General features: G+C 42.9%; 14 protein-coding genes. 13 read left to right on the top strand and 1 reads right to left on the bottom strand.

Translation table 11 applies throughout. The features are described 5' to 3' along the window. The first annotated feature begins 87 nt into the window (after nt 1-87). The 5 genes from I2503_RS01610 (at nt 88) to I2503_RS01590 (ending at nt 4,390) form a co-directional block, all read left to right on the top strand. The gene (locus tag I2503_RS01610) at nt 88-1,380 is read left to right on the top strand and encodes a DUF308 domain-containing protein (RefSeq protein ID WP_196966803.1); all 1,293 of its coding nucleotides are present in this window, start codon (nt 88-90) and stop codon (nt 1,378-1,380) included. Between the two features lie 456 nt (nt 1,381-1,836). Then, the gene (locus tag I2503_RS01605; RefSeq protein ID WP_196966802.1) at nt 1,837-1,998 is read left to right on the top strand and encodes a TetR/AcrR family transcriptional regulator; all 162 of its coding nucleotides are present in this window, start codon (nt 1,837-1,839) and stop codon (nt 1,996-1,998) included. A 260-nt stretch (nt 1,999-2,258) separates the two neighbouring features. Then, the gene (locus tag I2503_RS01600) at nt 2,259-2,561 is read left to right on the top strand and encodes a hypothetical protein (protein WP_196092120.1); all 303 of its coding nucleotides are present in this window, start codon (nt 2,259-2,261) and stop codon (nt 2,559-2,561) included. A 72-nt stretch (nt 2,562-2,633) separates the two neighbouring features. Then, complete coding sequence (locus I2503_RS01595; protein ID WP_196092121.1) at nt 2,634-3,146, top strand: DUF308 domain-containing protein; 513 nt, start codon at nt 2,634-2,636, stop codon at nt 3,144-3,146. Nucleotides 3,147-3,196: 50 nt separating this feature from the next. Beyond that, nucleotides 3,197-4,390, top strand: coding sequence for a chloride channel protein (locus I2503_RS01590; protein ID WP_196966801.1), 1,194 nt, complete (start codon nt 3,197-3,199; stop codon nt 4,388-4,390). A gap of 22 nt (nt 4,391-4,412) precedes the next feature. Here the strand turns inward: I2503_RS01590 and pepT are convergent, their stop codons facing one another. Beyond that, a complete protein-coding gene (gene pepT, locus I2503_RS01585; protein WP_196092123.1) occupies nt 4,413-5,639 on the bottom strand; it encodes a peptidase T in 1,227 nt (408 codons plus the stop codon). Nucleotides 5,640-5,779: 140 nt separating this feature from the next. Here pepT and I2503_RS01580 point away from each other — a divergent pair, with 140 nt between their 5' ends. The 8 genes from I2503_RS01580 (at nt 5,780) to I2503_RS01545 (ending at nt 13,278) form a co-directional block, all read left to right on the top strand. Further along, nucleotides 5,780-6,214: a Fur family transcriptional regulator gene (locus tag I2503_RS01580; RefSeq protein ID WP_196092124.1), complete on the top strand. Its 435-nt coding sequence runs from the start codon at nt 5,780-5,782 to the stop codon at nt 6,212-6,214. A gap of 7 nt (nt 6,215-6,221) precedes the next feature. Beyond that, a complete protein-coding gene (locus tag I2503_RS01575; protein WP_196966800.1) occupies nt 6,222-6,485 on the top strand; it encodes a hypothetical protein in 264 nt (87 codons plus the stop codon). A gap of 104 nt (nt 6,486-6,589) precedes the next feature. Next, nucleotides 6,590-7,285, top strand: a complete 696-nt coding sequence (locus tag I2503_RS01570; protein ID WP_179924589.1) for a phosphoglycerate mutase — start codon at nt 6,590-6,592, stop codon at nt 7,283-7,285. A gap of 135 nt (nt 7,286-7,420) precedes the next feature. Further along, a complete protein-coding gene (locus tag I2503_RS01565; protein ID WP_196966799.1) occupies nt 7,421-9,448 on the top strand; it encodes a penicillin-binding transpeptidase domain-containing protein in 2,028 nt (675 codons plus the stop codon). 9 nt (nt 9,449-9,457) lie between these two features. After that, nucleotides 9,458-10,054 carry a recombination mediator RecR gene (recR, locus tag I2503_RS01560; protein WP_196092127.1) on the top strand — a complete coding sequence of 199 codons (597 nt, stop codon included), beginning with the start codon at nt 9,458-9,460 and terminating at the stop codon, nt 10,052-10,054. 9 nt (nt 10,055-10,063) lie between these two features. Next, on the top strand, nt 10,064-11,107 hold the full coding sequence (locus I2503_RS01555; protein WP_196966798.1) for a D-alanine--D-alanine ligase: 1,044 nt from the start codon (nt 10,064-10,066) through the stop codon (nt 11,105-11,107). A 132-nt stretch (nt 11,108-11,239) separates the two neighbouring features. Then, the gene (murF, locus tag I2503_RS01550) at nt 11,240-12,601 is read left to right on the top strand and encodes a UDP-N-acetylmuramoyl-tripeptide--D-alanyl-D-alanine ligase (protein WP_196966797.1); all 1,362 of its coding nucleotides are present in this window, start codon (nt 11,240-11,242) and stop codon (nt 12,599-12,601) included. Beyond that, nucleotides 12,598-13,278, top strand: coding sequence for a YwaF family protein (locus I2503_RS01545; protein WP_196966796.1), 681 nt, complete (start codon nt 12,598-12,600; stop codon nt 13,276-13,278). The genes murF and I2503_RS01545 overlap by 4 nt, the downstream gene beginning before the upstream one ends. Nucleotides 13,279-13,305: the final 27 nt, after the last annotated feature.

Below are 13,305 nucleotides of genomic sequence, written 5' to 3'. Positions count from 1 at the left end.
AGCTTTTGATTTCCCTGGTTTTTCGCGCTTTCTTCAGCTTAGGAATCATGTTATAATGGAGCATATTTTCAATTGAGTGGAGGAAGTATGAATCGTTTGGGTGATTTAGGTCGAGGAGGCCGCAAAGCCCTAATAGAAGGGATTGTGGTGATCCTACTAGGATTTTTTTTGATTATCTGGGGGCAGCTTGTACCGAAGGTGGGCTATCAGCTCTTCTTCCTGTATATTTTTCTATCAGCTCTCTGGACGCTAATAAGTCGGTGGTTCGGACGTAAGGAGATTCAGGAGAATCTTTGGATTACCTTGGGAAAACTGGTCGCTTCCGTGATTTTTGGAGAGATAGCCATTTTGGAGGATATGGCTGTTTACCTCTTGGTGTATGCAATTGCCTTTTATCAAATTTTTACAGGTGTAGTCAACCTGGTCACCTGGTGGCTCTATTGGCAAAATGGAATTCCAAAACGTTTCCGTTATTTGACGGATGGTATCATAATGACTGGGTTTGGGGTATGGAGTCTGTCCCCTTACCATGATGCCAATGAATTTCAATTATTGCTTTTAGGTTGGTATTTGGTGACCTTGGGGATGACTCGTTTGCGGGATGGACTTTTCTTTGAAAAAGAAATGAAGCAGAACAATTTAAAACGCCGCGTACGGGTAACTCTTCCCATTTTCATTACCGCTCTGGTTCCAGCTGCGACGCTCAATAGGCTTAATGAATTTTTACAAGAGAATACTGAGGAAACTGCAGCAGAAGCATATAACGTGTCCAAAGAGGAGAAATCTGGTCAAATTGAAGTTTTTATCCATACAGCTCAGACCAATTTCTTTGCGGCTGTGGGTCATGTGGACTTGTGTTACCAAGGTCGTGTCATTTCGTATGGTTCCTATGACCCATCTTCTGAACGCTTGTTTGGAATGGTCGGTGATGGCGTACTCTACAAGTGTGACCGGGAGGCCTATATTGACTTGTGTAAGCGAGAAAGTCAGAAAACCTTATTCGGTTATGAAATTGATTTAACAGCGGAGCAAGAAAAGGCGGTTCAAGCATACTTAGCTGATTTGGATAAAATCTTGGTACCATGGGAACCTGAGGCGAACTTGGTGAAGAAAGAAGATGGTTCTGAAGATCATACTTATGCTTACAAAATTCGCCATGAAACGAATGGTGACCTCTATAAGTTTACTGAATCCAAGTTTAAAACCTATTTTGTATTAAGCACCAATTGTGCACTTCTTGCGGATACGATTGTTGGACAAGCGGGAACAGATATCCTTAGTCCTAAAGGTTTTATTGCACCAGGAACCTATCAGGAATACCTGGATACAGAATTTGAGAAACCACACAGTATGGTCATTGCTAAGAATGTTTATGCATAAGAAGGTTGGGATTAAAGTCTCAACCTTCTTATTTTGGTTAGTGAAATCACTTTGATGCAGTGGTTGATTCGATCAAACAGCTAAAAGGCTGTTTGAGGTATCAGATAGGGTTTGCGAAGCAAATAACAATTATTCGCTTTTATTGACATGAACGGAGTTCATTTCATCTATAAGCTCTAAAGGCATTCAACATGACTTTATACTTGAGCATTAACTAAAGAAAGCGAAGAAAGTCTGGGAAGAGACTGTTTGAACCCGAGCTTAACAATAAAGGAGCGAAGTCGGTTTGGGGAGAAACCGTTTCAGCTTATAACTTGAAAAAAAGACTTGTAACGAACGATTTTTACAAATAGAATCATTCTGCCTCGTTCTCTGAAACTTTCACAAATATTTTCATAGATTGTCTTGCTATTGTAGACCAGATGGTCTATAATGGTTCGAGATAAGGAGGCTGAATTGAAGAAGGCAGAAAAAACACAGTTGATGAAGGAGCGGATTCTCGAGGGCGCCATTCAAGAAATTTCGGGTTCTGGTTACCAAGGATTTCGCATCAATCAACTGTGTAAGAAGTATGGCTTTTCGAAAGGAAGTCTTTATAGTCTTTTAGTTTGCTTTTAGTACAAGGCAGCGAGTCGCAGGCAGTACTAAAGTACGGCAAGACGAGCTAACACAGTAATAAAAGATAAACTAAAAGAGTATATCATCTATTTCCGAACAAGGATCAGTTATATGTAGCCTGTGTCGAGGAAAGTTTTACGAAACTATTCCAGTTTTTAAAAGCGAATCTAGAGTCTGTTCCAAGTTTAGCGGACTACCTTCAAAGTCGTTTACGGTTCTACCAGTCCTATCCTCACCATTCCCAGGTTTTCTTGGAAGCTTTGCTTTATAGGGGAGGTCAAGTAGAAGAGGAGATTCGTAGATTTCGAGATGAATTTGATCGCTTTAATCAGGCTGTAGCAAGGCGTTTAATTACAGAGTATGAGCTAAAAGAGGGTGTGACAGAAGAGCAAGCCTTAGCTTATTTGGATGTCATTCAAAAGCTTTTTCGTGCCTACTATTTAACACTCCAAGAATTAGACTCAGAACTTGTGAATAGCCGAGCCTATGAAGATCACTTGCAGGAAATACTAGGACATATGGTTTTTGGGATAGTCGATCAAAAGCCATCAAAGATAGACTAACCTACAGGATGATTTTTAAAGATGTATCACTCTTTAATCGGTTCTGATTTTAATATTTTAAAGGAGTAGACGATGTTTAAACGTTACGCATGGTTGTTGTTAGTAGTAGGGATTCTTAGTCTTTTGGCAGGATTTTGGGTTGTTGCCAACCCTGGTATGACCTTAGCTGGTATTGGAACAGCGGTTGCCATCTTTTTCTTGGTTGATGGAATTGTGAATGTGGTTCAATACTTTACCAATGAATACAGAAGTGGCTGGACCCTCTTTAATGGGATTATCACAGCGCTACTAGCCCTTATGCTCTTGACTGACGGATTCGGTGCTCGTACCCTCTTCATGTCAACCATGATTGCTTTCTGGGTTCTTTTCTCTGGAATCACTCGTCTCATGATGAGTTTTGATGTTAAGAAAATTGACCGTTCTACAGGTTCTACCTTGATGTGGACAGGGATCCTTGGCATTCTTGCAGGAGCTCTTATGATGATGACACCTTTATTTACTGCTTTGATGGTTTCCTACATGATTGGATTTACCTTTATCTATCAAGGAATTGCATCCATCGTTCTTTATTTCAAAGCAAAATAAGGACTAGAGGCTGGGCATGAGCCCAGCCTTTTTTCAAGAAAGGTTTTCGGATGGTTAAAAAATTTGTAGTCCTCCTCTACGGAATCTTTTTAAGTTCCATTATCGCAGGGATTTCCTATCTGTTTATCATGGCTGAAAAAACCAGCAGTCATTGGCTATGGCATTCGGACTTCTCGCATTCCACCCTCTATCAAGCAGTCTTAATTCTGGTTGGAAGTATTGCTTTATATGCGCTCAAACGTAACTGGGGTTCTCTGCCCTTCACCAGTCACCAAGTCTTGCACGTCTTACAAGAAAAGGGGACCTTAAAGTATGGTCAGGCTTGGAAAAGCCTCTTAGTTGCTTTGCTCATCCTAAGTCTAGGAGCAGGTGTGGGTCCGGAGGCTCCTTTACTAGGGGCGGTCATTGCCTATTCTATCTGGCAGGCTGATAAAATGCGCTATCTCTATGTCCATTGGGAGGAACTGAGTGCTGGTAAGCGGTTTGTAGTTCTTTTCCATCCGCGACGTTACTTACAGTCCTATCAAGTAGATCAAGCTGTTTTGGAGGGACAGAAGAAGAAACTCCTCATCAGTCTCTATGCCTTCAATGGGCTCTTTGTATTCTGGCTTTTGATGCGCTTATCAGACCAACCTTCTTTTGTCACAACCATTGGAAAATCAGCTTGGGGATTAGAGGAACTGCTTTATTTCTTGCCTCTCCTAGCTTCGGGTTTTCTGTTTGCCCTGGTCTATCAACAAGTGAAAAAGGGAGTCGGAAGGTTGAAACTGGGAGACAAACTTTCTCTCCCCATAAAGATTGTAATTGGCGGTCTTTCGATTTTTATTACGTCGCAAGTGGCACCTGACTTGTTGTTTTCCGGACAACATTCCATGCATACTCTCTTTGACATGGGATTAGAAGCTTCTGCCATTGTCCTCAGTCTTTTAGCAATCGGAAAATTACTGTTATTGGATCTCAATCTTTGGGCCGGTTGGACAGGAGGAGATATTTTCCCCTTAACCTTCGCCTCTCTCTTACAAGGTTTTGCAATGGCAAAATTGCTAGAAACACAAGGGTTAGATACCCCCTTTGTGGTTCTGGTTGTGGGGCTAGCCATGGCGATGCAACTGATGGAAAACCGAATCTTAGCCTTGATATTTGTCTCTTTGTTTTTCCCAGTTAACTTGTGGCCCATATCCCTCTTGGTCTTTGTAGTCTATGAAGGAATGGCTCGTTTCCATAAGAAAAATCAGCAGTCCTAATAAGGAATGCTGATTTTTCACATTATAGTTCTTGGCTAGCAATGCCAACGATGACATCACAGGCTTTTTCCATGGTTTGGAGGCTGACAAATTCGTAGCGCCCATGCATGTTTTCACCACCTGCAAAAAGATTGGGGGTAGGGATACCCATGAAGGAAATTTTGGAGCCGTCAGTTCCCCCACGAATGGGTTCAATGATGGGGGCAATGTCTAGCGATTTCATGACTTTTTCAGCTAATTGAACGGGACGCATATCTTTTTCGATGACTTCCCTCATATTGGAGTACTGGTCTTTGATGTCAACGATGACACGTTCCTCCCCCCAGCTTCGGTTCATACGACCAGCGATTCGCTGAAGGGTTTCCTTACGGTTGGTTAAACCTTGGCTTTCAAAGTCCCGAAGAATGTAGTCAGCGTGAGCTTCTTCTTCAGTACCAGAGAGTTTTTGCAGATGGTAGAATCCTTCATAACCTTCGGTATACTCAGGACGTTCACCATCTGGGAGAACTCCGTGAAAGTCCATGGCCAATTGGAGAGCATTAATCATCTGGCCTTTGGCTGTACCTGGATGGACGTTACGGCCTTTGAAGGTTACGTGGGCTGCGGCAGCACTGAAGGTCTCGTATTGAAGTTCACCAAGAGGGCCACCATCTACGGTGTAGGCAAAGTCTACATTGAAATCAGCTGCGTCAAACTTGTCCGCTCCAGTTCCGATTTCTTCATCAGGTCCAAAACCGATGCGAAGTTCAGCATGCTCGATTTCTGGATGGGCAACGAGATATTCTACTGCTGAAAGGATTTCCGCAATTCCAGCCTTGTCATCGGCTCCAAGTAGTGTGCGACCATCTGTAGTGATGAGGGTTTGTCCTAAGTAGTTTTGCAGTTGTGGGAATTGGTCTGGACTGAGCTCATAGCCACTATCGCTAAGGGGGATACTGCCGCCTGGGTAGTTTTCAATGACTTGAGGGGTAACATTCTCTGCATTAAAATCAGCTGTATCCATGTGGGAGATGAAGCCAATTTTATAAGGAAATTTGTCGCTGTTTGCGGGTAAGGTACCAACGACAAAACCATTGTCTAAGTAGTGTACATCCACTAGTCCAATGTATTCCATGGTTGGCTTGAGGACATTCAGAGCAAAGTCTACTTGACTTTGGGTGGATGGTGTGCGATCAGCTTGCTCATCTGACCGTGTATTGATGCGCACATAGTCTAGGAAGTGGGGGAGTAGTTGTGGGTATTTACTCATAATCAATTCCAACCTTTCTAATAGTCCTTTTTATTATAGAACGGTCCTGGGAGAACTGCAAGACATTTTCTTTTTTCAATGGGAAAAAAGAAAGATTTAGGATATAATGGAGCTATGAATTTCGAAAAAAGAGGGTTATTATGGCACACAAGTTGGAGGGAATTTTAGAGGAACTACGGGAGCATGGCATACGTGTGACCGAGGCACGTCGCTTGATGCTGGAATACTTGATGAATAGTCATGAGCATCCGAGTGCTGAAAAGATATACCAGGATTTGATGGAAGTTTATCCTCAGATTAGTCTGGCCACGGTCTACAATAACCTCAACCTCTTTCTTAAGGAAGGGTTGGTAACGGAGATTAAAATAAAAAATGACCAGACCCGGTACTATGATTTTATGGGGCATGAACACATCAATATTGTTTGTGAAAATTGTGGCAAAATTGCTGATTTTGAGGGTGATGGTCCGCCGGATATTTCTGTAACAGTCCGTGAACAAACGGGTTATGAACTCAGAAAGCAGGAATTATTGGTCTATGGTCTTTGTCCGGATTGTCAGAAATTAAAGGGGTGAACTAGGCATGAAAACGCTTACTCGAATAGGCTTAGCTCTTTTAATATTGGTTGGCCTAAGTGCTTGCGGCAATAAGGATATCTTTGGTTCGGAGTACACATTTGATACAGCTCAAATTCGGATGCCGAATGGAGATTTGATAGAGGGTGAAGTGGAACAGTGGGCCCATGATAGTGATAACGATAATATTCGTGTGACCTTCAAAAATGGGAAATCCTACTACACCAGTTCGGTCAATGTTGTCCTCTTTAATAAAGAATCGAATCCTTGAGGGGTCGTGATAGAATTCACGTGCCCTCTTGTTTTTGAGGTTGAAATATTGTAGAATAGAGTGGACTGCTAGGCAGTACTTATAATACCTAAGGAGAATTGAAGATGGTGAAATTAGTTTTTGCTCGTCATGGTGAATCAGAATGGAACAAAGCGAACCTCTTTACAGGTTGGGCTGATGTGGACTTGTCAGATAAAGGGACACAACAAGCTATCGATGCTGGTAAATTGATCAAAGAAGCTGGAATCGAATTTGATCAAGCTTACACTTCTGTTTTGAAACGTGCGATCAAAACAACCAACCTTGCTTTGGAAGCTGCTGACCAATTATGGGTACCAGTTGAAAAATCATGGCGTTTGAACGAGCGTCACTACGGTGGTTTGACAGGTAAAAACAAGGCGGAAGCTGCTGAGCAATTTGGTGATGAGCAAGTTCACATTTGGCGTCGTTCTTATGATGTATTGCCTCCAAATATGGATCGTGACGATGAGCACTCAGCTCACTCAGATCGTCGTTACGCACACTTGGATGACACTGTTATCCCAGATGCTGAAAACTTGAAGGTGACTTTGGAACGCGCGCTTCCATTTTGGGAAGATAAAATTGCTCCAGCTCTTAAAGATGGTAAAAACGTCTTTGTTGGAGCACACGGCAACTCAATCCGTGCTCTTGTAAAACACATCAAACAATTGTCTGATGATGAAATCATGGATGTTGAAATTCCGAACTTCCCACCACTTGTATTCGAATTGGATGACAAATTGAATGTCGTAAAAGAATACTACCTAGGTCAAGACTAATAGACAGAAAGCTGGGACATTAGATCCCAGTTTTTTTAACTCTAAAACGTGAATCGAAGTCGTGTTTAGAGGGAGTCATCTAGTGAATTTCTGTGGTAAAATGGAGAGAGTTTTCTAGAAAGTGTATGACATGGAATGAGAAAGAAGAATCGCATCGAGCAGCAAACCATCCCCACACGTCTGTATTTTATTTTGGGATTGGTATTTAGCTTGTTTTTGATACTAGCAGTTCGGTTGGCATATATGCAGGTCTTTAACCAGGCTTTTTATTTGGCAAAAATGGCGACAGCCAGTCAAAAAATTATCAAGGGGAGTTCTGTTCGTGGGCAAATTTATGATGCTCAAGGCAAGCCCTTGGTTGAGAATGAAAGCAAACAAGTGGTCTCCTATACTCGTAGTAATCAAGACACAGCTGAGTCTCTCAAAGAAAGAGCCAAGGAAATTCTTCAACTGGTAGATGTCAATGACGAAGACCTTAGCCAGCGACAGTTAGCGGATTATTATTTAGCGGATCCATCTGTTTATAAGGAAGTTGTAGACCAACTTCCCAAAGATCAAAAAATCGATCGTGATGGGAATGCCTTGCCTGAAAAAACCATCTACAATAACGCAGTAGAGACAGTTCAGCTCAAACAGGAGGAGCTAAGTCCAGAGGATAAAAAGGTTGCCCTCCTCTTTAATCAATTAAATGCTATTCCAAACTTCGGGACCGGTAATCTTCGGACAGAAGATCTCAGTCCCGAACAAGTAGCTCTAATTGCATCATCCAGCCAGGAAATTCCTGGAATATCCATCTCCACAAGTTGGGAACGTAAAGTTTTGGAAACTCCGCTCTCCAGTATTGTCGGAAGTGTTTCCAATGAGCAGACAGGGATCCCTGCTGAAGAGGTGGAGGAGTACTTGAAGAAGGGGTATTCCTTGAACGACCGGGTTGGAACCTCTTATTTGGAGAAAGAATATGAAGAAGCTCTCCAAGGCAAGCGTTCTGAAAAAGAGGTTTATTTGGATAAGGATGGGAACTTGGAAAAAGTGGTGACAACCACTGAAGGTGAAAAAGGAAAAAATCTTAAACTAACCGTGGATTTGGATTTCCAACAAGGAGTGGAGGACATTCTCAAGAATGCTCTCCAGTCTGAAATCAACAAGGGAAATGCTCTGGAGACTGAAGGTGCTTATGCAGTCGTATTAAGGCCTGAGGACGGTTCTGTCTTGGCGATGGCCGGTGTCAAGCAGGATATCGAAAAACACGAATTGTCTTCAGATTCGCTCGGAACGATCACCAATGTCTTTGTCCCAGGTTCTGTTGTCAAGCCGGCAACCCTAACTGCGGGTTGGCAAACGGGAGCCTTGTCTGGCAATGAGATTTTGGCAGATCAGACTGTTCTTGGGATTAATTCCTGGTTTACAGAAGGAAGTGTTCGGGACATTTCAGCGGTTCAAGCCTTAGAATATTCTTCCAACACCTACATGGTTCAAGTAGCTCTACGAATTCTGGGTAGTCCAATCGGGGCAGCTCTGATTGATGACAGTGCCAGTGTTAAAGCTGCTATGGAAAAAATGAGGACGGCCTTCGGCCAATATGGAATGGGGGTTAAGACTGAAATCGACCTCCCTAATGAATCAGTTGGTTTTTTACCGACAGAATTTACGGTAGGTGATTATATGAATAATGCCTTTGGTCAGTTTGACAACTACACACCGATGCAACTGGCGCAGTTCGCAGCCACATTAGCGAATGGAGGAAGCCGCATCCAACCCCATATTGTCGCTGGAATTCATGACAACGATGAAAATGGTGGGCTGGGTCAAGAAATAGAGAAGAAAACCGGTCGAGTTCTGAACCAGGTGAATATATCTCAGGAAGACATGTCGCTTCTACAGGAAGGGATGAACCAAGTGGTATACGGAACGTCATCCTTTACCACTGGACGTACCGTGGGAGAGGGTGCTTCAGTGGCGATTGCGGCAAAGACCGGTACAGCAGAAACGTTTGTGAGTGATGGCAAGGTCCGCTCCGTCAATACCAACGTAGTGGCCTATGCGCCAACTAGTAATCCAGAAATTGCCGTGGCCGTTGTGTTCCCACACAATACCGATTTATTGTCAACCGTAAGCCATAGTATCACCAAAGACATTGTTAATCTTTATTATTCTAAAAATTAAGGAGGAGCTATGCTCTATCCCACACCGATTGCAAAATTAATAGATAGTTATTCGAAACTCCCTGGAATTGGGAAAAAGACAGCGACACGATTAGCTTTTCATACCATTAGTATGGAAGATGAAGAGGTGGCGGAGTTTGCCAAAAACCTCTTAGCTGCTAAGCGTGAATTGACTTATTGCTCAATCTGTGGTAATCTGACAGATGATGATCCCTGTTTTATTTGCAGAGATGAGACGCGTGATGAAACACAAATTTTAGTGGTAGAAGATAGCCGAGATGTAACGGCTATGGAAAATATCCAAGAATATCAAGGACGCTATCATGTCTTGGGTGGCTTGATTTCACCGATGAATGGCATTAGTCCCGATGATATAAATCTCAAATCCCTCATCAATCGTTTGATGGATGGCAAGGTGACGGAAGTTATTGTGGCAACGGATGCGACAGCAGATGGTGAAGCCACTTCTATGTATATTTCGCGGATCCTCAAACCTGCGGGCATCAAGGTGACCAGATTGGCGCGTGGATTAGCTGTCGGCAGTGATATTGAGTATGCGGATGAAGTAACCTTGCTGAGGGCGATAGAGAACCGGACAGAGTTATAGGAGAGTATGATGAAAGAAACCTTAATCCTTTTGTACGGAGGTCGTAGTGCTGAGAGAGAAGTTTCCGTTCTCACAGCTGAAAGTGTGATGCGGGCAGTAGACTATAACCGTTTCACTGTTAAGACCTATTTTATTAGTCGTGAAGGAGCCTTTTACAAGACACAAGAATTTGACCAAACGCCTGATGTCACGGTTCGTTTAATGACCAATGATGGGATAGCAGATTTAGAATCCCTTAATCCAGGTGCGATCTATGAGGAGGGAGCTGTGATTTTTCCTTTACTTCATGGCCCCATGGGAGAAGACGGGACTATTCAAGGATTTTTCGAAATCCTAGGCATGCCTTATGTAGGGACAGGTGTTCTGGCATCCAGCATGGCCATGGATAAAATCTCAACCAAGCGGATTTTAGAAAGTGCGGGAATTTCTCAGGTTCCCTACACAACTTATTTCGAAGGGGAAAATCTAGCTGCAGCTCTGGATGAGGCAGAAGCCAAGCTAAGTTACCCAATCTTTGTCAAGCCATCCAATATGGGTTCGAGTGTTGGAATCTCTAAGACGGAAGATCGTGCGGGTTTGCAAGAGGCTATTTTGGAAGCCCTTCGTTATGACAGTCGAATTTTGATAGAAGAAGGTGTGGATGCACGCGAAATTGAGGTCGCTATCTTGGGGAATCAAGACATCCAAACAACACTTCCAGGTGAAGTGGTCAAGGATGTCGCTTTCTATGATTACAAGGCTAAGTATATTGACAACAAGATTGAGATGGCCATTCCGGCTCAGATTCCAGATTCAGTGGCTAATGAGATGAGAGAAGCTTCTCGCAAAGCCTTTCACGCTCTAGGAGGTACTGGTTTATCCCGGTGTGATTTCTTCTATACTAAAGAAGGGGATGTTTTCCTCAATGAACTCAACACCATGCCTGGATTTACTCAGTGGTCTATGTATCCCTTACTTTGGAAAAATATGGGAGTTTCTTATCCAGATTTAATTTCAACCTTGGTGGATTTAGCCAAGGAAGTTTATGAAAAGCGGCAAGCGCATTTCTTCTAAATTATAGTAGGTGATTTCCTGTGAAGGGCTTGCGCCCAATCATTGAAATATCACACAAGGTGAGGTGGTCGAGACGGTTGTCTGGCTGCCTTTTTTCTTAGCATTACGAATAATGAGGTAAAGGAGAAAAATATGTTTACACTTAGTGAAGTGGCAAGAGTTGTTAAAGCCAAGAATCCTCTAAAGTTCGACGGGGATTGGACGCTTAATAAGGTTGAATTTGATAGTCGTCTGATTGAAGAAGGGGACCTTTTCGTCCCCCTAAAAGGAGCACGTGATGGTCACGATTTTATAGATTTGGCTTTTGAAAAAGGGGCGCGTGCCAGCTTATCCGATCGTGAATTAGAGACAGACCAGGTCTATTTTTGGGTAGAAGATGTCTTAACAGCGTTTCAAGATCTAGCGGCCTACGTTTTGGAAAAGAGTCAAGTGGATGTGCTTGCAATAACAGGCTCAAATGGCAAAACAACCACCAAGGATATGTTGGCTCATTTGTTGGCAACTACTTATCCAACCTATAAGACGCAAGGCAATTATAACAATGAAATTGGCTTGCCATATACTATTTTACACATGCCACTTGGCACTGAAAAGCTGGTCTTAGAAATGGGGCAAGACCATTTAGGCGATATCTCTTTGCTCTCTCATCTTGCAAAACCAAAGGCTGCGGCTGTGACAATTGTTGCAGAAGCTCATCTTGAGTTTTTCAAAGACCGTCGAGAGATCGCTCAAGGGAAACTCCAAATTGCCGATGGCATGCCGGAAGGAGCCCTCTTGCTAGTGCCAAGTGATCCTCTCCTGGATGATTTACTTCCGGCCCAGGTGGACGTAAAACGGTTTGGGCCAGGTGGAGATATTGAGCTTTTTGATTTAAAGGAAAATCGAGATTCCCTCCAATTTAAAACAAATTTCATGAACGGGGTAGTAGAGGTCCCTCTACCAGGTCGCTACAATGCAAGCAATGCTATGGTTGCCGCCTATCTAGCTAAGGAGGAAGGGGTACCAGAATCAGTAATCCTTGATGCCTTCCCCAGCTTGGTTCTAACGAAGAATCGAACAGAATGGAAGACTGCCCAAAATGGCGCAGCTATTTTATCAGATGTCTACAATGCCAATCCAACCGCTATGCGTCTAATTCTGGAAACTTTTTCCAATCTTCCAAAGGAAGGAAGTGGCAGGAAGTTGGCTGTGCTGGCAGACATGAAAGAGTTAGGGCAGGAATCTGAAGCCTTGCATATGAGCATGATTACCAGCCTCAATCCAGAGGATTTGGATAAAATTTATTTTTATGGACAGGAAATCGAGAGTCTGGCTAAATTGGCTGCAGAGATTTTTCCTCTGGGCCAAGTGCTTTATTACCCAACAGAGGATTTTGAAGCATTACAGGAAGCCATCGTAACAGATCTCAAAGATCAGGATCAAATCTTATTAAAAGGAAGCAATTCCATGAATCTGGCTAAGATTGTGGACATCTTAGAAGGAAAAACGTTATGATAAATGCTCTTGTTCAGTTATTTGCACGTAATCCCTTAGCTAGAGCACCTGAACTTCACTGGACATCGTCACTATTGCTTTTATTTAGTTTGATTCTCCTTTACTTTTTAGCCACTAGGCAGAAGGGGGATCGGTTGGCACGCTTTGCCCTTATTCTGGTCCTCCTTGGTCTTTATGGGTTCCTAGTTTTTCTTGATTTTAGTTGGCAAGCCAGTCTCCCATTCTATCATTGCCGTATCGCCATGATCTTGATGTTATGCTTGCCAGATCAGACGCCTTTAAAGACTTTCATGGCCTACTTAGGAGTCCTAGGGCCTATTATAGCCTTTGCTTATCCGGTTCTCTATGCCTATCCATTTTTTCATATCACGAATCTATCTTTTATCTTAAGTCACCAGTTGCTTTTTTATCTGGCTTGTCACTATTTGATTTGGCAGAGAAGGTTAGATCCCCTATCTTTCACAAGGATTTTTGGCTATTCCTTTCTTTTGACTGCTGCGATGCTCTTTTCCGCCCTTTTGACTAAAGGAAACTACGGTTTTCTTCTGGAACTGCCTTTGCTTCACACACATGCCCCACTTTTTAATTTTCTTTTTTTGAGCGTTTTGTTGGGTGTGGGCTTAAGTTTCATGCAAATTCTATTTTTGGAAAAGAGAAAAAGAGGGGGGACTCCTTAAAAGGGAGTGCTACTGTATGGTATAATG

This window comes from Streptococcus sp. NLN64 (assembly GCF_015831295.1).
In the GTDB taxonomy this organism is placed as follows: Bacteria; Bacillota; Bacilli; order Lactobacillales; family Streptococcaceae; genus Streptococcus.
The sequence above is the reverse complement of the archived record's forward strand: the minus strand, read 5'-3'. Positions and strand labels throughout refer to the sequence as shown.